The 21,366-nt window shown below is 59.8% G+C and carries 15 protein-coding genes; 4 read left to right on the top strand and 11 right to left on the bottom strand.

All coding sequences use genetic code 11. From position 1 onward, the window contains the following. The first annotated feature begins 17 nt into the window (after window positions 1-17). On the top strand, window positions 18-1,502 hold the full coding sequence (locus AC6H4Z_RS24510; protein ID WP_497544605.1) for a flippase: 1,485 nt from the start codon (window positions 18-20) through the stop codon (window positions 1,500-1,502). A gap of 3 nt (window positions 1,503-1,505) precedes the next feature. On the opposite strand, the gene AC6H4Z_RS24505 is transcribed toward AC6H4Z_RS24510, so the two are convergent. Continuing rightward, the gene (locus tag AC6H4Z_RS24505; protein WP_497544604.1) at window positions 1,506-3,113 is read right to left on the bottom strand and encodes a capsule assembly Wzi family protein; all 1,608 of its coding nucleotides are present in this window, start codon (window positions 3,111-3,113) and stop codon (window positions 1,506-1,508) included. Window positions 3,114-3,210: 97 nt separating this feature from the next. Between AC6H4Z_RS24505 and AC6H4Z_RS24500 the strand changes: the two genes are divergently transcribed. Further along, complete coding sequence (locus AC6H4Z_RS24500; protein ID WP_497544603.1) at window positions 3,211-4,839, top strand: capsule assembly Wzi family protein; 1,629 nt, start codon at window positions 3,211-3,213, stop codon at window positions 4,837-4,839. Here the strand turns inward: AC6H4Z_RS24500 and AC6H4Z_RS24495 are convergent. Further along, window positions 4,836-5,462, bottom strand: coding sequence for an acetyltransferase (locus tag AC6H4Z_RS24495; RefSeq protein ID WP_497544602.1), 627 nt, complete (start codon window positions 5,460-5,462; stop codon window positions 4,836-4,838). The genes AC6H4Z_RS24500 and AC6H4Z_RS24495 overlap by 4 nt on opposite strands. Window positions 5,463-5,668: 206 nt before the next feature. Between AC6H4Z_RS24495 and AC6H4Z_RS24490 the strand changes: the two genes are divergently transcribed. Beyond that, on the top strand, window positions 5,669-7,573 hold the full coding sequence (locus AC6H4Z_RS24490; protein ID WP_497544601.1) for an NAD-dependent epimerase/dehydratase family protein: 1,905 nt from the start codon (window positions 5,669-5,671) through the stop codon (window positions 7,571-7,573). A gap of 36 nt (window positions 7,574-7,609) precedes the next feature. Here AC6H4Z_RS24490 and lhgD read toward each other — a convergent pair whose 3' ends face one another. Further along, window positions 7,610-8,848, bottom strand: a complete 1,239-nt coding sequence (gene lhgD / locus AC6H4Z_RS24485; protein WP_497544600.1) for an L-2-hydroxyglutarate dehydrogenase — start codon at window positions 8,846-8,848, stop codon at window positions 7,610-7,612. Window positions 8,849-8,877: 29 nt separating this feature from the next. On the opposite strand from lhgD, the gene AC6H4Z_RS24480 reads away from it, so the two are divergent. Further along, entirely contained in the window at window positions 8,878-9,519 is a 642-nt protein-coding gene (locus AC6H4Z_RS24480; RefSeq protein WP_497544599.1) for a sugar transferase, read from the top strand. On the opposite strand, the gene AC6H4Z_RS24475 is transcribed toward AC6H4Z_RS24480, so the two are convergent. The 8 genes from AC6H4Z_RS24475 to AC6H4Z_RS24440 form a co-directional block, all read right to left on the bottom strand. Next, window positions 9,440-10,597, bottom strand: a complete 1,158-nt coding sequence (locus AC6H4Z_RS24475; RefSeq protein WP_497544598.1) for a DegT/DnrJ/EryC1/StrS family aminotransferase — start codon at window positions 10,595-10,597, stop codon at window positions 9,440-9,442. The genes AC6H4Z_RS24480 and AC6H4Z_RS24475 overlap by 80 nt on opposite strands. 44 nt (window positions 10,598-10,641) lie before the next feature. Further along, window positions 10,642-12,555: a heparinase II/III domain-containing protein gene (locus AC6H4Z_RS24470; RefSeq protein WP_497544597.1), complete on the bottom strand. Its 1,914-nt coding sequence runs from the start codon at window positions 12,553-12,555 to the stop codon at window positions 10,642-10,644. Then, window positions 12,552-14,687: a bi-domain-containing oxidoreductase gene (locus AC6H4Z_RS24465; protein ID WP_497544596.1), complete on the bottom strand. Its 2,136-nt coding sequence runs from the start codon at window positions 14,685-14,687 to the stop codon at window positions 12,552-12,554. Before AC6H4Z_RS24465 ends, AC6H4Z_RS24470 begins: the two co-directional genes overlap by 4 nt. Then, window positions 14,684-15,805, bottom strand: a complete 1,122-nt coding sequence (locus AC6H4Z_RS24460; protein ID WP_497544595.1) for a hypothetical protein — start codon at window positions 15,803-15,805, stop codon at window positions 14,684-14,686. The genes AC6H4Z_RS24465 and AC6H4Z_RS24460 overlap by 4 nt, the downstream gene beginning before the upstream one ends. A gap of 61 nt (window positions 15,806-15,866) precedes the next feature. Beyond that, the gene (gene asnB / locus AC6H4Z_RS24455; RefSeq protein ID WP_497544594.1) at window positions 15,867-17,765 is read right to left on the bottom strand and encodes an asparagine synthase (glutamine-hydrolyzing); all 1,899 of its coding nucleotides are present in this window, start codon (window positions 17,763-17,765) and stop codon (window positions 15,867-15,869) included. A gap of 10 nt (window positions 17,766-17,775) precedes the next feature. After that, window positions 17,776-19,134: a hypothetical protein gene (locus tag AC6H4Z_RS24450; protein WP_497544593.1), complete on the bottom strand. Its 1,359-nt coding sequence runs from the start codon at window positions 19,132-19,134 to the stop codon at window positions 17,776-17,778. Beyond that, window positions 19,131-20,129, bottom strand: coding sequence for a glycosyltransferase family 2 protein (locus tag AC6H4Z_RS24445; RefSeq protein ID WP_497544592.1), 999 nt, complete (start codon window positions 20,127-20,129; stop codon window positions 19,131-19,133). Before AC6H4Z_RS24445 ends, AC6H4Z_RS24450 begins: the two co-directional genes overlap by 4 nt. Further along, window positions 20,126-21,349, bottom strand: a complete 1,224-nt coding sequence (locus AC6H4Z_RS24440) for an MATE family efflux transporter (protein WP_497544591.1) — start codon at window positions 21,347-21,349, stop codon at window positions 20,126-20,128. Before AC6H4Z_RS24440 ends, AC6H4Z_RS24445 begins: the two co-directional genes overlap by 4 nt. Window positions 21,350-21,366: the final 17 nt, after the last annotated feature.

The raw sequence follows: 21,366 nt of genomic DNA, 5'->3' as shown, positions 1-21,366 counted from the left end.
CAGCCGGCGCTGATCGCATGGTCACGAACGGTCGCCTCCTCGCTCGCAACTCGTTGCTGAGTATTCTCGGGCAACTCGGACCGCTCGTTGTTGCCGTGCTTGCTGTCCCGATCCTAGTTCGTGCTCTTGGCGTCGATCGCTTCGGTATTCTCACGCTCGCGTGGACCGCGATCGGCTACTTCAGCCTGTTCGATCTGGGGCTGGGGCGAGCGCTCACGCAGAGTCTGAGTGCGGCTATCGGCGGTGGAAGAACCGACGAGTTGCCGTCGCTCACCAAGGCGGCGTTGTCGGCGATGATTGCACTCGGTGTCGTGGGAGCGATCGCGTTCGCCGCCATCACGCCGTGGATCGTCGGACACGTTCTACGAATTCCAGTCGATCTCCGATCGGAAACGGCAACGTCGTTCTACCTGCTGTGCTTCTCGCTGCCGTTCGTACTGGCAACGGCCGGGCTTCGGAGCGTATTCGAAGCACATCAGGAATTTGGAATTGCGACCGCGTTACGAGTCCCGTATGCGATTTTCAATTTCGTCGCGCCGCTGGCGGTATTGCCCTTCTCGCACAGCCTCGTTCCCGTCGTGGCGATTCTCGTCGTCGGGCGTGTCACCACCTGCGTGGCACATTGGGTCGTCGGCCGGCGTCGCTTCCTGTTCCTGCGCACTCGAGTGAGGGTGGACCGGGACATTCTCGTTCCGCTGTTCAAGACGGGCGGATGGATGACCGTGAGCAACATCATCAGCCCATTGATGGTGAACTTCGACCGCTTCGTCGTCGGGGCGCTGCTCTCGGTTACGGCGGTGGCGTACTATGCCACGCCGTACGACATGGTGATGAAGCTCCTCTTGGTTCCAAGTGCGCTGTTGGGCGTACTCTTTCCGGCGTTCGCTGCCAGCTTCGAGCAGGACCCGTCAGCGATGGCGGTTCTATTCGACCGCACCTTCCGCCTCATGCTTCTCGCAATCTTTCCGCCGGTGCTGCTGCTGGTGGCTTTTGCGCACGAAGGCATGCAACTATGGCTTGGCCGCGACTTCGCGTCACACAGCGCGATGGTAGTTCGATGGCTCGCGGCCGGAGTGCTGATCAACAGCATCGGACAGATTGCATTCGCCGCGGTACAGGGTGTTGGGCGCGCTGATCTCACGGCAAAGCTTCATGTCATCGAGTTGCCGATCTACGCGGCGATTCTCTTCCTGCTGACGAGATCGCTCGGGCTTACCGGCGTGGCGATCGCCTGGACGCTTCGCGTCGCTTTCGACACGATGGCGCTGCTCGTTCTATCGGGCCGCAAACTTCCAGAAGCACAAACGCATCTATGGCGCTCGACCCGAGTGACGGCGCTGCTGCTCTTGGTGTTGATCGCCGCTGGAGTACTCGATTCGCTCGGCGCGCGGATCGTGTTCACGGCGGGGATGCTGCTGGTGTTCGGAGCAGTGGGCTGGTGGCAACTGCTGCGACGCGAGGAGCGAATGGCTCTCTTTCGCACGAGCGCAGCCACGCCTTAGGCGTCAGCGCGGAGACACGCGCATACGAAACGTGAAGTTGTCGACGTCGAATGCGCGGTCCTGAGCGTACCCCGACACGGCGCTCTGAAAGAGATAGTTGAGTCGCTTGGTCGATATCGCCTCAATATCGATATCGAAGCCTGACACCGTCGTACCGCCGCGAATACCTCCGAAGAGCGAAACGTCGTGCGCCGTGAAGCTCACCCCATTCGGCGAGCGATAGTACACGTCGTCCTCCCAGCGAATGCGCCCGAACTCCGCGCCAAGGCGCCATCGCGACCCGAGATAATCGCCAGCGAGAAACTGACTCGACGATCCAGGCCCGATCGCTGCGCCAATGACTTGTCCGCGCTGCGTGTAGCCCTGCGGCACAAAACGACTCGTGTAGAAGCTTGGCATGAGAGCGCGCAACGATGGAGGAGTCTGCTCGAGCATCGTCGCTTCGGCCTGAATGCGCACAGCCGTCACGCTGGACAACGGCTTCAACCATTGAAGTCCGACGGTGAATCCTTGGTGCAGCTGCGGCGCGACGAGCATTTCTCGAAGTCCGGGCGGAAAGAGCTTTGCCCATTCCGCGTAAACCTCGAAGCCCGCGGACGGAAAGACCCAACGACCGAAGAGTGACAGCAGCTGGTCGCTCGGATGTGCGGGCCGATCTCCGATCGTGTCGGGTGACTGATTCCACTTCGTGATGACGTCGAACAGGTGCGACGGAATTCCGCCGGTGCCTGTGACCGGCGCGTACACGGAGCGCGCCACACCCACCGTCAAAGCCGTGTCGAACGCTGGGCGCAACGTGGCCACCACGGCACTCAGCGATCGGAGATTGTTGGATCCGAGCGTGTCGAAGAACAGCGACTCGGTCAATCCGCCAAGAAGCCAGCGAAATTCGATGGTGCCGATCGGCGTATCGAGCGGATGGCCCGATCGGAGATACAGCTGCGGAATGCCCGGAGCGTTGTTGCTCATCACGAGCGCATTGCGCATCCCAGGGCCCCACCACTGGTCGTCGGTCGAGAAGCCGAACGACACGGGGCCGGTGCGGAAGTCGACCCAGGAATTCCCAGGATACAGAATCGTCTGCGACTGATTGCCAAACCGCAGCGGAAGATCGGCCGACTCGATGCCTGAATGCCAAGGCGATGCGAACGGACTGCGATCTGACGCCGGCGATGGAAGAATTGAAAAGACGCGATTCTGCTGAAATACCAAATCTGGTGCGATGCTGATCGACAGCCAGTCGGTCTCGAGACGAACGCCGCCCGACAGTGTCGTTGTGACGCCGCGACCCGCCCATTGAGGGCCATCGTTGAACGAGAACGGGAGCGCCGAGTTGTATGTCACGTCGACGCTTGGAAGCACAGCGCCCCAACGCAATGGTCCCGGCACCGTGTATCGCGGTGTGAGCGACAGTCCGGATCGGATCAGTTCGCCATTTGTGGAGCAGCGTCCGAGATCCTGCGCGATACGACGCCGGTCGTCGGCAAAGCTCTGCACCGTCGTGACAGACGACCAGACGGTTCCGGGATCAGCGCATTGAGCTCGCAGTGGCGCGCCAATGGCGTCGCCGGCCAGTGCGACGAGTGCGAGGGCTACGAAGCGTCGACGCACGCGCTAAGGAAGAAGTGCATTTGGGTCAGATCGGCGCGATGCGGAACGTCGCGGATACGAATGGGCACGGTTAATGAACTCGCCAGGTCGAGCATTCATGCAACCACTCGATCGCGGCAGAGTCCTGAGACGCATCATCTATGGCGCGGCCATTGTTAGCGGCTGCGCGTTCTCTCTTGGTGCACAAATAGTTCCGTCAGCTCGCTTCCTCGATGTTGGAAGTGAGCGCGAACGGGTGTTGCGCGTGCTGCAACTCACCGGCGATGTCCCGTTGTATCCCTGGTCGCTTCGTGGCTTCTCACCGGCGGAATGGGATTGGCTCACACCGCGCACCGCGGCTGGACGCGCGCTGTTGCCGCCCGAATCGCGGCAGCGAACGTTCGAGGGAATGCGCGTGGAGTGGCTACCCGTCGAAGCGGGAACGATCTACAACTCCGCTTTTCCGTACGGCTACAACGATGGGCCGATCTGGGCGGGGAAGGGAGTGACAGGGTTTGCGTCGGCGGGGTTCGCGGGACGGTTTGGCCCACTCTCGTTTCAACTCGAGCCAATGGTGTTCGACGCCAGCAACGCGAGCTTTCCGCTCAAACCCAACGGCATCGCGGGCAAGCCATTTCTCGACGGCTCATATCCGACGACGATCGATCTGCCGCAGCGATTTGGCAATTCATCCTATGGCCGATTCGATCTCGGCGAGAGTAGCCTCCGACTCGACGCAGGACCGATTGCCGCGGAGCTGTCGACTGCCAGCCAGTGGTGGGGGCCGGCAATCGAAAATCCGATGCTTCTTGGCAACAACGCAGGCGGGTTTCCGCACCTGCTTCTCGGCACAGCCCACCCGATCGGAATCGGCATCGGAACGATTCATGGACGCGTCGTCTGGGGCGAGCTGAATGAGAGTTCGTTCGCGCCCACTATCACGATCGCGACCAAACGATTCATGTCTGGTTTCGTGGCGCTGTTTGTTCCACGGGGAGTTCCTGGGCTAGAACTAGGCGCTGCGCGCTTCTTTCACACACCGTGGCCGTCGAACGGGCTCAGCCATGCACCGTTCGGACGACCCTTTGAAGGAATCCTCAAGCAATCGCTGGAAACCTCAGACAATCCGACTGGGAATAGCAACGACAATCAACTGGCATCGGCATTCTTTCGCTGGGCATTCCCAGGGGCAGGATTCGAGGTTTACGGAGAATTCGGGCGCGATGATCACAACCAGGATCTTCGCGACTTCTGGCAAGAGCCGGATCACGAATCCGGCTATGTCCTCGGCCTGCAGAAAGCCTGGAAACGTCCAACTGGGTCAGTTGTCTCGATGCGCGCCGAGGTACTCGACACACGATTGTCGCATCTTCAACAGGGTCGTCTTCAGGCGCCGTGGTATGTCCACACGCTACTTACGCAGGGACACACGTTCGATGGCCAGGCGCTTGGAGCCATCGGCGCCTTCGGTGGCGGCGCCTCGACAGTCGCCGTCGATCAGCTCACCGCCGAAGGACGTTGGACGCTCGCCTGGAATCGAATCATGCGCGCAGAGGCAATCGACGGAAATGGATTGCCCATTCCTTCCAGAGCAGATGTGATGCACGCGCTCGGCGTGGAGCGAGTTCGGAACTTCACTCTAGGCAGCCTCATCATCTCTGGAAATGCCGTTTGGGATCTGAACCGAGACTTCGCTGCTGACAAATTCGGCATCAACGCGAGCGTTGCGCTGCGGCGCGTGTTCTAAAGGTAAAGATCACCAGGCTTACGCGGCCGAACGGTGCGAGCGGGAGTTCCGAAGGCCACAACCGAGGCTGCGATGTCTGCGACAACAGTACTTCCGGCACCTACAACGGCGTAGTCGCCGATACGCATTCCATGAATGACGTTTGCGCCAAGGCCAACCATCGCTCCATGACCAACATGTACGGCGCCGCCGAGTGTTGCACCGGGTCCGATGTGTGCGTAATCGCCGATGATGCAATCGTGATCGACTGACGCCCTGGTATTCACGATGCAGTGCCGTCCAATCTTCGCGCCCGGATTGATTATCGCTCCGGCCATAATGACGCTGCCCTCGCCAATCTCGACGTCGCAGCCGATGACGGCGGCCGGGTGAACGGCGACACCGAACGCGTGAAACGATTTGGACAGAGTCTCGCGCGTGTGATTATCACCGATCGCGATTATCACCGATCCGGCCGAGTCCGGTAACGTCGTTCCCGCTATCACGGGAATTCCGCCGATGGTCGTCGTTGGAGGTGCTCGATCGATGAATGCAGTCGGTTGCACACCAGAAGCAACGAGCGCATCAGCGACGACACGGGCGTGGCCCCCGGCACCGACGAGATACAATGCGCTGGGCGTCATCTGCCGTCACTCATCTGAGTATTCGAATTGTCGTTAAGGGATCGTGCGATCGAAGTAGTCTAAATCGGACCGCAGTTTGCATCAGGCTCTGTGGCGCGATTTGACCGATGGCGGTCAGAGGCGCACAAGTTGCCGTGCAACGAGTGAGCCGTGTCGCATCGCCGACGCGATCCGATTGCAACGTCACCGATCTCTAAACGTGAAAGATGCCCAAAACGACAGTTCGCTGGGAGATCACGCAAAAACAATCGATTCGTCGCGCAGTCAAAGCGGGCCTCGATTTTGGCTGCGGTGCCATCGCCGTATTGCTGGGGTTGGCAGCCGCGCACCGCGTTACGACGGATTCTGTCCCACTCTCAGCGGGTTTGGCGCTATTGATTGGCGCGGTAGTCTCCGCCGGCAACGCCGCTGGCCTCAGCTATCGGACGACATGGCGATACTCCGGGGTAAAGGAACAACTCGTTCTGACTCTAACGAGCTGCGCCGTATTTGTCGTCTTAGCCGCGCTCTCGATCTCCAGCGCCGTTGTGCTCGCCGTCTCAACCATCTTGCTCGTTCCACTATTATCGTTTGCGCTCTCGACCGGAGCTAGAACACTTCGTCGATGGCACATTGCATATCGGCGCCGTCGGGTTCATGGAGCGCGGTCACTCGAGGTCGCTGACCGTCATCGACTCTTGATCGTCGGTGCCGGCGACGCCGGATTCGCCATCTGTCAGCAACTCGAAGAGTTTCGTGTGGGCAACGTGGACCTCATCGGCTTTCTCGATGACGACCCATCCAAGATTGGCACTCTGTTGAACGGAATCCCGGTGCTCGGAAGAGTCGAACACCTGCTGTCGATCGCTGAACGCTTCAACGCCACCGAAGTCGTAATTGCAATGCCGTCGGCTTCTATTGAATTCGTCCGTGCGCTTATGCGCCGGGTCGAGGACTTCGGGCTGCGCGTAAGATCGTTTTCCGGCATCGGCCGCCTTCTCGTCAGCGGCGACAGTCACCGTCCCGGGACCATAACGCTTCGCGAGCTTACGCCGCAGCCGCTCGTGCAATGGCCAACCCCAACGTCGACGCGAACGACGGCGGATCGCCGCATTCTGGTCACTGGAGGTGCCGGATTTATCGGCTCGCATCTCACGCGAATGCTTCTCGAGCGAGGATATCACGTTCGGATTCTCGAAAACTTCACGTACGGTGAGGCCGGTATAGTAGGAATTCGCCAGCATCCGCGATTGGAAGTCGTTCGCGGCGATATCTGCAACTTGCGCGACGTAGGCCGTGCGATGCGGGATGTGGATGGCGTGATTGCGCTAGCCGCCATCGTTGGAGATCCTGCGTGTAACATCGACCCAGAAGAAACGATCAACCTCAACTATTCGGCCACGAAGATCTTGGCTGAGGCTGCCGACTTCTATCGCGTTGGTCGACTCGTATTTGCATCGAGCTGCAGTGTTTACGGAGCGAGCACAAAGGAAGACGAACTGCTGAACGAACGCTCACGGCTCAATCCCGTATCCCTGTATGCGCGAACGCGCGTCCTGAGCGAGAACATCGTGTTCGATCGTTGCGGCGATGCGGAACCCGTGGTGTTACGTCTGGCCACGGTCTTCGGCCTCTCTCCGCGAATGCGCTTCGACCTGGTCGTCAATACGTTGACTGCTCGCGCGGTGATGGATCGGAAGATCTCGATCTTCGGAGGTCGACAGTGGAGACCGAACGTACACTGTCGTGATGCCGCGAGAGCATTTCTCGCCGCGCTGGAAGCCCCCAGCGATCGTGTCGCCGGTGAAGTGTTCAACGTGGGCGGAGACGCCAACAACCATCGGATTGCTGACCTCGGCGATATCGTCGCCGGAATCGTTGGCAACGTGCAGATCGATCTCCAGAATGAGATTCCTGATCCGCGCGACTATCGCGTGAACTTTGAGAAGATTCGTCGGGTGCTTGGGTTCGAGCCGACTTATACAGTCCGGGATGGCGTCACGGAGGTTGCGGCCGCAATGCACTCCGATCTCAACTTGCGGACACACATGGATCCGCTGTTCCACAATGTTCAGGCGCTGCGACAGATGCGCGAGCGTCCGATGGCGGACGCCGTTCTCGCGACTGCCTAATTGGTCGCTGAGCGACGCACAAAAGGTCGTGCGTGGTTACGCCAGATTCGCTGCCATACGATCGACCAGCACATCGGCGATCGCGAGCGATGCCGTCGCTCCTGGGCTCGGCGCGTTGAGCAGGTGAAGGCTTCCAGGTCTTTCGAGGATTTCGAAGTCTTCAACAAATCGACCATTTGGTCGCATGGCTTGCGCGCGAACGCCAGTCGTTCCGGGCGCGAGATCGTCGAGTTGAACCGCGGGCACGAGCCGCTGCAACGATCGACAGAACATGCGACGACTCATCGAACGCGCCATCTCGTACGCGACCGTCGACGGATAGTGCGCAATGAAGCGCCAAACTGCGGGCGACAACAGCGCGTCGCGGGCGTCTCGCACGTTGATACGTCCTCTTCTGTATCCCTCTCGATGCATCGCGAGGACAGCATTCGGCCCAGCTTCAACTCCGCCGCGCATCATCCTCGTGAAATGAACGCCGAGGAATGGGAATGCGGGATTGGGGACCGGATAGATGAGGTGCCGAACCAGGTGCGCTCGCTCCGGCCGAAGATTGAAGTATTCTCCGCGAAAAGGGACGATGCGAATGTCGGTCTTCTCGCCGGCGAGTCGCGCGATTCGATCGCACTGCAAGCCTGCGCAGTTAATGAGATGCGATACCGGCACCTCTGTATCGTCCGAGGCAACGCGCCACCCGTCGGACGTTCGCGGCAGGCGGCGCACCTCGAAGCCAGTGCGAACTTCGCCTCCCAATTCGCTGACAAGTCTTGCAAGGGCCGCGCAGACGGCGACGTAGTCGACGATACCTTCTTCGGCGACGAGAAGTGCACTCACGCAGCGGGCGTTTGGTTCGCGTTCGGCGGCTTCCTCTGGGCCGATGCGGCGCAGGCCGGACAATCCGTTGGCAATACCGCGTCGCAAGAGCTCCTCGAGGCGGGGAACCTCGGTTGCATCGACGGCGACGACGAGCTTGCCGCACTCTTCATGCGGAATAGAATGGTCTCGACAGAATCGTTTCATCTGTCGAATGCCGTCGACAGCCAATCGAGCTTTGAGCGAACCAGGGGCGTAGTACAATCCCGCGTGAAGCACGCCACTATTATGTCCGCTCTGATGCGACCCGACCGTCGATTCCTTCTCCAGCACGATGACCGGTCTGTTCGGCCACCGCAGCAACAATTTGTACGCCGTCGCCAATCCGATGATGCCGCCGCCGATCACCGCGATCGCCGGCTTTTTCCCGTTCACAGACCGTGATGCGGTCGGCAGATTCGTCATCAATGCCTGGCTATACAGGAAAGAGGGTCTTGGACCTGGCGATTATCGTCGCGCTCAGCCCAATCTGGATTCCGGCACTCTTAGCGACCGCGCTCGCAGTTCGACTCTGCATCGGGTCTCCGGTGTTCTTCAAGCAGCAGCGCGCTGGGTTCGGCGGTCGGGCGTTCGACATAGTGAAATTTCGGACGATGAGCGACTCGAGGGATGCTGACGGATCTCTCTTACCGGACGAGCTGCGGTTGAGCGCGTTTGGCCGAGCGTTGCGAGCTACGTCGATGGACGAACTTCCTGAGCTACTCAACGTCGTGCGAGGGGAGATGAGTCTGGTTGGGCCGCGGCCGCTGTTGTCAGAGTATCTCCCCCTGTATTCGCCAATGCACGCGCGCCGTCATGATCTGCCTCCAGGATTGACGGGTCTCGCTCAGGTCTCCGGCCGCAACGGGCTCTCTTGGCCGGAGCGCTTCGATATCGACGTTTGGTATGTGGACCACGTGTCGTTCATGACTGACCTGTCCATACTGGCGCGAACATTGGCCGCGGTGGTCACCCGGCGCGGAATCTCTGCGCCGGGTGCGGCAACAATGGCGTACTTCACCGGGTACGGGCCGCAGGTTCCGATACAAAACACTCACGAATCAGATCGATCACAGAATCCTGATCTGATTCGGTAAGGCTCGACGACGACGGCAGGCAGAGACCGCGTGCAAAGTGTCGTTCCGAGACCGCACCACCAATTGTTGTGGCGCCGGCGAATAACGGCTGCGTATGCATTGGTCGCCACACGGGTCGCGTCTCTACATTGCGTGTCTCGAGCGAACGAACGACGTCGTCGCGGACCACACCATGCACTTCCGGATCGATATGAATTACGCTCAGCCATCGCGTGTGAGAACCCCACGGTGCTTCGGGCTGTAGCGCGACGCCCGGAATATCCGTAAGAGCCTCTGCGTATCGTTGCGCGACCCGTTGGCGCTGCTTGATCCGCTCATCAAGAACTCGGATTTGTCCTCGGCCAATCCCCGCGAGCACGTTGCTCATTCGGTAGTTGTAGCCGAGCTGCGTGTGTTCGTATTCAACCTTGGGCTCTTTCGATTGCGTCGCCCATTTTCGAAACACTGGCGCCGCGGCAGGATCGCGGCTGACGCACATTCCGCCCCCGGTCGTCGTGATGATCTTGTTGCCGTTGAAGCTCAGAATAGAGAACGGCGCCGTGGTTGCCGTCTGCCGACCCTTGTACGTCGAACCCAACGATTCCGCCGCATCTTCGACGAGGGTTACGCCAAATTCTTCGCAGGCGGCAAGCAACGGATCGAGATCCGCGTGCTGTCCATAGAGGTGAACCGCGACCAGCACCTTAGGCAGTCGATTCTCCTTTCTCGCTTTGGTCAAATATTCCCGTACGAGTTCGGGATCTATGTTTCCGGAGATGTCCTCGCTATCGATGAACACCGGCTCTGCTCCGAGATATAGAATCGGATAGACTGAGCCCGCAAAGGTCGCGGATTGAACGGCGACGCGATCACCCGGACCAACCCCGATGTACCGTAGGACCAAATGAAGTGCGGCGGTTCCGCTAGTGACCGCGACGGCGTGAACGTCGCCGCCAAGTCTTGTCGACACTTCATTCTCAAAAGCGTCAATGTGCGGGCCTACTGATGACAACCAGTTCGTCCGAAACGCATCGGCAATGTATTGCTGCTCGAGATCGCCCATGTGCGGCACGGACATGTAGATGCGCTTTTGAGACAACGGAACCTCCGGTGGTCTATGGAGTCGTCGATAGCCGCCACGCCTCACGGCGGAGACGGCGGAGCGAACGTCGACACGAAACGAAGGGGTTCCCCGTCGCGTCGCGTCGACGCCAGGATTCGAAGGGACGTTGCTGGCAATTTTCGGGCGTACTCGAGCGAGTGCCATCCAAACACATCGGTGTCAGATCCACAGACCGCCGTGATTGTCATCGGGTGATTCGCCGACACGATCGGGCGATAGGCATCGTCTGCGATCAGCCAATGCAGCACGACGTCGATCGGCCCGCGAGAGGACGCGATCTCGTCAGTTACAACCAGTCGTTCGCTGTTGAGTTCGACAAGCCTACGATGCGAGATGCCGCTCTCGATCCACGTGTCATTCTCAATTTCTAACTCGACAGCCCCGTTCGGCAGCCGACGTTCGCCAGCGATCCGCGCACTCGGCCGCGATAGCCACAGAAATCGTGGTCCTCTGATGGCTGCAGGAATCGACGGAATCGAAACGGTATTGTGCACGTCGATTGTGGTCAGCGCATTCCGCCACGGAGGCGCAGAGCAATATCGAAACGTGCCCGCATCGATCGCCACCGGTCTTCCATCGATCCAGATATCGAGATGCGCTGGATCAATGTGCGACGGCCTGGAACGATAGTTTGCTGCTCTGGCAAAAATGCGTGTACGACCTATTCGAGCGGATACCCAGCCCGAGCTCCCCACGATGACATCGTCCGGCGTTCGGTCAACCGCCTCGATTGACTCACTCCCAATCCAGGCCAGTGTCTCGCGCTCGGCTTGAAAGTCGGATCGAAGCGAGACACCGAATGTCGCAGCCGCGGCTGTGATGCTCGGTCGAAAGTCGCGGTAAGAAGATGTGGAACCGCCAAATACATACGCTCCATCGTTTGCGCCATGATTGGGGACATCTCCTGTCGCTGGGTCGTACACGTCGGCGAGCAGCCGGATCGCAGCGGCGATTCGTGAGCGTGCTTCTGCGGACAACCCATCTTGTCCGGTCATTCGAAGCACGCGTTCAGCGATCATGATCTGATCGAGTGCGACGCGGAGGTACGTGAACGAATGCTGCGCATACCAACCGTCCTCGGCAAACTGATCAAGAATACAGTGCTCGAGCCATCGCCTACCCCGTGAAAGCCAACGGCGTGCGCGCGGAACGTCGCGAGCAAATCGAAGTCCGAGCGTAACGAGAGCTGTGGCCTCGGAAATCCCGTGGTTGTTCCGCTGCGATACGCCGTACTCGAGCGCGTCATCCACTCTTTCAGCGGACGACACGAGAAAACGCTGCAACAACAACTGAGAGCTCAGGTCGGAAGGCTCACATGACGAAAACGCCGCCTCTGCCCACAGGCAGGAGATCGCCCGAATCGCCGTCTCTTGACCGCAAGTCCATTGCACACCGCGAAACGGCGGAGCAGCAGCGGCAAACTCTTTAAGGATTTGCCAGAATGCGGCGGGGAACTTTTGATCGCGCGAAACTGCGTAGCCACGAATCAGATCGAAAACCCACCCAAATCTGGCCGGTTCCCAAGCGTCCTTCACGTCGCCAATCGTCGCATTCATTCCTGCGGCGAGTGGCTGCACAACAGACCAAGGAGCATCTGGATAGCGAAAACCCGTGACGGGATGTGAGTTCCACTCGCCAGGGGTACGTGGCATGGGCCGCCACGTGCTACGGTAGGCATGGTACTCGCCGGCAACGACGCGATTGGCGCGAGCTAACGCGACCTCGCGATCTGTCGAGTCGCCGAGTCGATCGAGATCAACAGCGAAGGCCCACGGCAACGGCAGCGCCACTGGTGCCGTGAACTGAAGTGAGGGTGCTTCGCGAAAGAGTCTGAGTAGTCGGCGAGTCTCGAACGTGCTGCGCAGGCGGAGGCCGGTCCATCCGAATGTCTCCACGAGGGTTCGCCCTGTCTGCCACGCCGTCTTTGCGTTCACGCCGAATCGCGTTGGCGTGCGAGTGCGGCTGCTCTAATCGACCATCGAGAAACCTCGAACAACTCATCGCGCGGAATGGGACTGTTACCACCTGACCGCACACTCTGGTGCCACGCGGCGATCTCGGCATGGTGTCCCTTGTCCTGTCGCGATCCCCACTGAAACAGCGGCCCTCCTACGCCGTATCGGTGCAACCGCCGCCAGTTGTCGATCGTGAGCGAGCGGCCATCAAAGAAGCAGTCGACGCGCTCCTTCGGAAACGACTTCGCGCCGTTGGACACGTATTGGATCGACGCCACCGAGCCGTCGGCGAAGCCAACGGAGAGTGCAACAATGTCATCGATCACCGTGCCCGTGCTCGACGTAGCGGGCATCGCCGACACGCACGTGATGCGGTGGCCGACGAAGAATCGGGCAAGGTCGATGAAATGGCATGCTTCACCAACGATCCGACCACCTCCACTGCGTAAATCCTGCGTCCAATGATCTCGCGGGATCGAGCCAGCATTGACGGTAATGTTGACTGCCAACGGACCGCTTCGACGCGAAACATGTTCCTTCACTTCGATTGCGAGCGGCGCGAATCGCCGATTGAATCCGACCATCATTGAGTTGCTTGGCGCGTTCTCAATTGCGTCGAGCTCAATCTCCGTCAGCGCAAGCGGCTTTTCGACGAATAGGTTCTTTCCGGCCTCAAGCGCGCGAAGCGCAAGCGGACCGTGACTGTCGTGCCTCGTCAGAACGAAAACGGTGTCAATCGCCGGGTCGTCGAAGATATCTTGCTCATTCGACGTGACTCGTTCGAAGTCGAACTGTTTTGCGGCGATCGCAGCGCTCGGACCGGTGCCACTTGCGATAGTCCGCAGTCGCACACCGGCGCGTTGAAGAAGCGGGAGCAACATCCGGGTTGCAAAATTGCCAGCACCGATCACGCCCGCGGTCATTTGTCGGCCCGTCCGGAGCAAGTCCGGCGTGTCGCGGCGTTCGATCCGCTGGGTATCATGGCCCGCCCGGGCTTCGGTGTCGCCCGGATAGCGCAGCACGATCCCAATACTCGGCTTGCCGCCCGTGACAAGGTCGTACGCCTGTGGGGCGTCCGACACATCGAATCGGTGTGTGATCAGTGGAGCTGGATTAACCATACCCGAGGCCATTGCTGCGAGAACGGCCTCGAAGTTTCGTTGCTCGGTCCACCGCACATAACCTGCAGGGTAGTCGATGCCGCCCTCCTCGTACTGCGGATCATATCGTCCGGGACCATAGCTGCACGAAACCTGGAACGAGAGTTCCTTTTTAAAGAACTCATCGCGTGCGAGATTGAGTCCTGTCACGCCCACGAGTACGATTCGTCCGCGCCTCCGAGACATCCTCGCCGATTCTCGAATCGGCTGATCAGAGTCCGACGCCAACGTCAATAGCACCGCGTCGGCACCGAGTCCGCCCGTGGCGTCGATCACATGCATGGCGATATCTGCACAGCTCGATGCGTCGACAACACGCGCACCGAACTGTTCGGCAAGCGCCAAGCGCTCGGTACTGTGATCGATACCGATCACCGAGCAGCCATTCGCCCGCAGCAGCTGCACACATAGGAGACCGATCAGTCCCAGGCCGTAAACAACGACCGTTTCGCCGAGCGTTGGTTGGGCCAGACGAATTCCCTGTAGACCAATGGCTGCGATCGGCGTAAACGCCGCATGCTCGAAGCTCACGCTATCTGGAATCTTCGCGGCGAGTGTATGCGGCACCGTCACGATTTCAGCGTGAGGTCCATTGCTGACGACACGATCTCCCACTCGGAATCGCTCTACTCGTGGACCGACGCGGAGTACAACACCCGCATTGCAATAACCCAACGCAATCGGCACCGCGAGCTTTCCCTTCACCGCCTCGAGTGTTGAGGTGAATCCGTCGGTGCGGACCTTCGCCAAAACGTCTCGTACCTTGTCGGGTTGACTACGTGCCTTCTCTAGTAGATTGCCACGCCCGAATTCCACGAGCATCCGCTCAGTTCCAGCCGAGATGAGTGAGGCTTGTGTTTCGATGACCAGGCGGTGACCACTCGCTGCGGGCGACGGAACATCGAAGAGCGTCGTCTCGCCAGTGTCGAGACGTTGAAGAATCTGTTTCATGCGATGGGGTGGTCGGCGTGTCGAGCGTTGTGAACCAGCGATCGAAAAAGGCTGCCGACTAAGGGAAGTTTGGCACACGCGACGAGAACACGCTGAGCGTCTGAGTTCCCATAACGTGCTGTGTTCGCGGCCGCCTGCCGTACGATCACCAGCCCCAACGCGAGAACAGCGCCAAACGCGAACGCGACGATGGACTTCGAGAGTGTTCCGCGACCCAGAGGTGGAAGGAAACCGGGCACCGAATCAAGAATGACGAGGGCCGGCGCATCCTCGAGTTCTTTTCCTTTCGCCGCCTGAAGATCGGAAACAGCGGACGTGTACACCGACTGAGCGACTTGGAGATCACCAGCGAGGCGCTGACTTTCGACCCACGATGCGGAGAAGGCTGCGACCTGTCTGTTGGATGCTGTGAAATTCACGACAGCCGACTGCGCGCGGCGGAGTTGGGAAGCCGCACTGTCGACTCGTTTAACCTGCGCCTCACGAAGCTCTGACCCTTGGGACTTATTGGTCCGCGCGAACGCCCGTCTCACCTCCGACACCAACGCGCCGACGGTGATCCTGGCAAGTCCGCTGTCCGCAAGCGCGACTTGAAGCGTGACAGTTCCACTCTCACGATCGACGACGGCGTTCAGCACGCGGCCGATTTCGGTGGCGTACGTGTGAGGCTTGATGGAAGCCAGCGGCTGGCGAACGAGACGCTCGACGATCACGTGAGTCGAGTCGCCTGGCACCCGCGTGAGCGCTACCGCATTGAGGACACCATTCAGACGAGCCAGCCGCGCGACAAAGACGGGAGTAGCCTGAAGCCCGCCGCCACCACCCACGGCCCCTAGCAGCGAACCCGGAATGCCACCGGGAAGGCTGATTTGGCGCGCGTTACTGATTGGTGCTACGGTGACGGCTGCTTCGAACTTCCGTGGTGAGCGAAGTACCATCCCGCCGACGAGGACTGCAAATACCAACCCGGTGAGAACAATGACTAGCCATCGCTCGATCACCAGCGCCACGACTGGCAACGCAGGCACACGTGATTCGTCACGGTGCACCCGCGGCGGCTCGAGGGACGCCGGTGTGATGGTTGGTCGAGAACTCGAAGGAGCGACGCGTTCACTCATTGCTCGCCCTCCCTCGCGCCGTGCAGCGATCCCGTGTCGAGCGCAACCCCGCCGAGTATTGTCATGTGCGATCCAGGAACAACCTGCACCACATCTCTATGCAGGCAACAGAAAGAATCGGATACGAGGCATCGACAGCGCCGAGACGGTCGCGTTCGATTAGCGCGTGAACGGCGGCCCCGGAAAAGATTCCGCGATTCGAAAGCGAGCGCGCCGACAGAAGGTCTTCGAACAGTGGCACGCGGCCGCCATGCATCCAGCCACGCAACGGCACGCCAAATCCCGCCTTTGGTCGATAGATGACGTTGTTCGGAAGAATGCCTTCCATCGCTTTACGAAAGACCCACTTCGCGGTCTGGCCGCGCTGCTTGAACGCGACAGGCAAACGCGCGGCGTGCCGCATCACGGCATCGTCCAGCAATGGCACGCGCACTTCAACGCCATGCTGCATGCTCATCTTGTCCGTGTAATTCAGGTTGTGATCCACGAGAAAGTACTTCGTCTCCAAGTACAGCATCTTGTTCAGGCGCGGCATGGCGGCCGGTAATCCCCGAACGCACTCGAGCAGTGTATCAGAATTGCCGGAACGTTCAGTCGTCAGATCCTGATTGATGAGTGCATTTCCGGACTGGGGATCGAGCCAATAGAAGTAGCTGGCGATTCGGTCGTCTGGCGTCCGATGAGCATTCGCGAACACTTTGGCTGCTCGTCGCATCAGCGGGCGGCGCGTCGAGACGCGCTGGGCTACACCACGGAGTGCCAAGCGCGCTCGCTGAGGCAACCAACCCCAGTATGGCTCGAGTTGTAGCGACTGGTGACGGCGATAGCCACTGAAGATGTCGTCACCGCCGGCACCCGAGAGTAACACTGGGATTCCTGCACGCTTAGCCGCCTTGGCGATGTAGGCGACGTTCAGTGGGGCCAAATCCGCGAGCGGTTCGTCGAGTTGATAGATCATCGAGGGCAGGTCATTAAACATCTCTGGCCCGACGGTGACTTCTTCTAACTCGACGCCGAGATGCTGAGCTACTCGGCGCGCGTACGGCAAATCATCTGCGACGCCCTCAGCCGCAGTGCGGCCTTGATCGAACGCGATCGTGAAACAACGGAGGCCCCGTTCGCCCGCATGCTCTCGGGCGAATGCGACGACGGCGCTGGAGTCGAGGCCTCCCGAAAGAAACGCCCCGACCGGAACATCCGCGACCATCTGGCGCTCCACAGCCTGAGCGATGACGTCACGTGTTGACGCGATCGCCGTTGCGGGATCGAGCGGCTCGTCAATCGCCGAATACGGAAGTTCGGCGTACTGCCACGAGCGTGCTACGCGTCCTTCGACGATGATCGCCGCGTGTCCTGGCGATAGCTTCGACACTGATCGAAGCATCGTCTGCGGAGCCGGGCACCACAGAAAGCGCGTGTATTGACGAACCGCGTCAATGTCGAGATCTCGCTCAACCGACGGAACTTGAAGCAGCGCCTTGATCTCGCTGGCAAAAACAAACCCTTCTCGCGTCTGACTGAAATACAATGGTTTGATACCGACGACGTCACGCGCGACAAGTAGTTCACGACTCCGTGTATCCCACAGCGCAAAGGCGAACATGCCACTCAAATCAGAGAGCATGCTCGGTCCGTCACGCAAATACAAATTCAGGAGAACTTCAGTATCCGTTTGGCTTCTGAAGTGAAATCCGTCTCCCTCTAGCGCGTGGCGCAGCTCTCGGTAGTTGTACAGCTCTCCGTTGTAGACGACACAAACCGTGCGGGTAGCGTCCCACATCGGCTGTCGCCCGGCCGCCGAAAGGTCGATGATCGACAATCGACGATGTGCGAGACCCACCCCGGAATCGGCAAAGTAAATCGTGTCGGCGTCGTCCGGGCCACGATGCTGAATCGCGTGATTCATCTTGACGAGTAGACCCGAATCGAAAAACCCCGAAAACCCGGCGATTCCGCACATGATCCTTTCCTCAGCGAGCGGGAAGGATGGACGGGGCGAGTCGCGAGTCAGCGGCCGCAGCGCGGATGAGACTGCGCATGAGAAACGACGCGCCAATGATCAGCACAAAGGCCGCGACGAGTAAACCAAAATTCACAACCGCTATGGGAATTCCGCCCTCCGACAACGGAATGCCCATGAACACCCACGCTGTCGCGACAAAGTGCTGTACGCCGCCTATGTGCGGATCGCGCAACGCGCGCCATGTGGGCACGGCGATGTCGCCCGTTCGCAGACCAACGCCCAACAATACCGCGCCAATTAGAGTCCCAATAACTCCAAAATCGAACAACATCGCACCATACACGTTCACGGCGAACGCGGTTCCGTACGGCTCCTCGGTAACTCCAAGCAAGTAATAAAGTTCTTCCGCGGCGACTCTTGGCTTATCCGGCCAGAGCGCCCGCGGAACCACCAAGGCAGCTGCCTGCTCATGGTAGGCGCCGCCTAACGGCGGCCAGCCATTTCGAATCTCTCTGTACGTGACGGAATAGGCACGGAAGATTCCACCCATGAAGCGGGCAGACGCGCCGGAGGTTGCTTGGTCCACCAGCACAGAGGTCGCCAAGCTCACGGCGAAGCCAGAGCGCTGCTGCGACTTGATCCCGAGCGTTAGGAATGCGATTGCAACAACGAGTAAGAGGCGCCAGCTCATAAACTGCCGCATGGCCTCCCCTCGCCCGAAGGCGAAGACATAGCCCAAGCCGTATATGACGGCGTACGTGATGAACGCCGATTTAGAAAAAGAGAAGTAAGAACATGCCGCGAGAAAGAGCATATCGCCCACGACACGTCGCGACGCTCGAGCTCGCCGCCAGACAACAAGGCCGTACGGAATAAAAAAGTCAGACAGAAAAACGACCGCACCCAAACCCAGACTGTCGTCTGGTCGAAGGTCGCTGAGACTCCTGGCGCCCGTTAGCACGCCGGTTGCCGCGAGGAATACCAGTTTCAGACCGATCCCGGCAACGAGAAGTGCCCCGGAGCCATGCCCGCCTGATGTAAGGGGTGCCGCGTCGCGCACTGTCGAGCCATGATCAGAACCATTAGAGCGCGGGCCGATCTCGCGGGCGACGATGCCGGCAAAGCGATATCCGAGGTCTGTCAGGCAGACTGCGAGCGCGAGGAACAGTGCGGCCCGCTGGCGATCGAATTGCGTGACGTCGCGCATGAAGGCGTACGTCGGCATGATCGACCAGACTGGGTCGAATATGAGATCGCCTATCAAATGCACGAGCAGCACGAGCCGCAGGGCACCCCACACGCCGGGACGAATCCCAATGAGCAGGACCAAGGCAGTTGCGAGGCCCACGAGCGTGTACGAGTTCATGCCGGCTCGAGTCGCGCCTCGCGCTCGATTCGGCGCGCGGCCAGATGCCTTCGTAATGCTCGCTGCGACGTTGTTAGCGCACGAGCAGCCCAACGCGGTGATACCGCGGCCGTGAGCGCGACCAAACTCCGCCAGTTCGTGGCGCCATAGACCGGCCGCAACCAACGACGGTATTCCGCAAGATCATACTGCCCCACGGCACGCGCCGAGAGCAGTGACACGAGTGACGGATCGAGGGCCTCTCGAATCGCTCGCATCTTCGCCGACGCCGAGTACCGGGACGGCAGAGTCCCGATCGCTGTTTGCCAGTTGCGAAACCAGACCTGGTAGTAGCGATTCGACCACGTTGCGTTGCCAATACGGCATTCAATGAACGGAAACGCAATTGCGCGAGCAACCGATCCGGCCGCGAAGTATTCCTGTACAATCCCTACGTGCACGAAATCCGTATCGAGATAAGGCGCTGGGTCGATCGACCGCCAACGCTCCACATCGACCACCAATCCGCCCACGAAGGTCATGTACGGCGCGAAGGTGGCGAGCAGCTCGTCGGGATCACGCACACTCTGATCGACATGAATCGGCAGCGTCCGCTCACGGAGTACCGTCTTCATCGTATTCGAGCACTCGGAACGATTTACCAGGACAAGTGCCGGGTTCGCCGTAAGAGCGTTGATAACCGCGTCAACCGCGCCAGGTTTCAGGCGATCATCATCACCAAAAATCCAAGCAAAGCGCGCCGGCGTCATCGCCACGGCACTCACGATGTTGCGATCGATTCCCCGATTCGTTGGGTGGCGGTCATAGACGATGTTGGCGTAGTCGCGAGTCCGGATTTCGTCTACCCGAGCCTGCGTATCGTCGGTCGATCCGTTGTCTGAAATGCAGATCGTGACATCGTGCGCGCGCGCCTGTGGGATAATCGACGCCAAACACTCGACGAGAAGCGAAGCACGATTGAACGTCGGAATACAGATGGATAGCGTGCGGTTCATCGCGCCTCCGCGGGACGCGTGATTCGCACGTACTCGAGCGGCAAAGCCCAGGCAGCGGTCAACCCGAAGGACACCACCAACCCGCCAAGGATGCCAAACACGCCAAACCGCCGCGCGAGAACCACCTGCGCGCCAATGCTGATGGCTGCCTGAAAAGGAACGTATAGCCAAAATACGCGCAGGCGATCTCGGCTCATCAGAATCATGGCGAACGTGTCCGACCAGACGCGCACGAGAAAATACCCTGCAAATGCCAGCACTACGGACGCCGGCACGGCAATGCCCTGCTGGCCAAGCATGATGCTGCTGACGACGGCGCGCCCGCCGAGAAAGGCGAGGGTACCAATCACAACGATGCTAGCGCCGGCCAGCATGGTCGTGCGAGTCAAACGGCGAACGGCCGCGAAGTCGCCATGAGCGAACGACTCTGCGCAAACCGGCCACGTCGCCTGTAGCAATGAGGTATACAAGAAGAAAATCAAACCGTAGACCTTGCTTGCCGCGTTGTATTCAACGATCTGCTCAGCAGATAGCGTTTGGGACATGACGACATAATCCACTCCCAGAACGGCGGCGGACATTGCTGCGAACCCTCCGAAGCGCCAAGCGCGCGACCACAGGGATCGTGTGATCTGCCAATCCACCTTGGTGCTCAAGACATCGTGCAACCGAAATACGTGAACTACCGACGCCAACGCGACAAGCGCCGGCGGAGCCGTCCATGCGACGAGCGCCCAGGAGAGCCGACTGGCATCGATCTCCCTGACGCGTATGCCAAGAACCGCAACCAAACCGAGAACGCTCGCGATGCTCAGATAAACGTTGGACAGCCAACCGCGCATCTCGCCGTAGAAAACACGGTACGAGACCGTCGAAAGGCTGTTCAGCACGTAGATCAGGCCGATGACAGTTACAAGAAACGCGCCGCCGGCGGGCGCAGCCGCGCCGCTGATGATTCGTCGAAAGAGGAAACGCTGAAGGATCGGCCCCAGTAGCAACAGCAGTAGCAGGCTCAGCGTGAAAAGGCCGAGCAAAATAGGCAGCGCGGAGCGAATGAGAGCCCCACGCTCGATGCCCGCAGAGCGAGCCGCTGAGATGCGGTTTTGCAGACTACTTCCGACGCCGAACTCTACGAGCGCAAACCAGGTCGCAAGTGACGTCACGACGGAAAACAAGGCGTAGTCGCCGGCGCCCAAATACGGCAACAGCAGGCGAATCACTAGAAGTTGTGAGAGGG

This window comes from Leucogemmata humicola, assembly GCF_055379415.1.
The sequence above is the reverse complement of the archived record's forward strand: the minus strand, read 5'-3'. Positions and strand labels throughout refer to the sequence as shown.

What these genes read in the sequence shown, in the direction of transcription:
- AC6H4Z_RS24510 (WP_497544605.1), top strand. Translation starts at nt 18, where the DNA reads ATGGTCACGAACGGTCGCCTCCTCGCTCGCAACTCGTTGCTGAGTATT.
- AC6H4Z_RS24500 (WP_497544603.1), top strand. Translation starts at nt 3,211, where the DNA reads ATGCAACCACTCGATCGCGGCAGAGTCCTGAGACGCATCATCTATGGC.
- AC6H4Z_RS24495 (WP_497544602.1), bottom strand. Translation starts at nt 5,462, where the DNA reads ATGACGCCCAGCGCATTGTATCTCGTCGGTGCCGGGGGCCACGCCCGT.
- AC6H4Z_RS24490 (WP_497544601.1), top strand. Translation starts at nt 5,669, where the DNA reads ATGCCCAAAACGACAGTTCGCTGGGAGATCACGCAAAAACAATCGATT.
- lhgD (WP_497544600.1), bottom strand. Translation starts at nt 8,848, where the DNA reads ATGACGAATCTGCCGACCGCATCACGGTCTGTGAACGGGAAAAAGCCG.
- AC6H4Z_RS24465 (WP_497544596.1), bottom strand. Translation starts at nt 14,687, where the DNA reads ATGAAACAGATTCTTCAACGTCTCGACACTGGCGAGACGACGCTCTTC.
- AC6H4Z_RS24460 (WP_497544595.1), bottom strand. Translation starts at nt 15,805, where the DNA reads ATGAGTGAACGCGTCGCTCCTTCGAGTTCTCGACCAACCATCACACCG.
- asnB (WP_497544594.1), bottom strand. Translation starts at nt 17,765, where the DNA reads ATGTGCGGAATCGCCGGGTTTTCGGGGTTTTTCGATTCGGGTCTACTC.
- AC6H4Z_RS24450 (WP_497544593.1), bottom strand. Translation starts at nt 19,134, where the DNA reads ATGAACTCGTACACGCTCGTGGGCCTCGCAACTGCCTTGGTCCTGCTC.
- AC6H4Z_RS24445 (WP_497544592.1), bottom strand. Translation starts at nt 20,129, where the DNA reads ATGAACCGCACGCTATCCATCTGTATTCCGACGTTCAATCGTGCTTCG.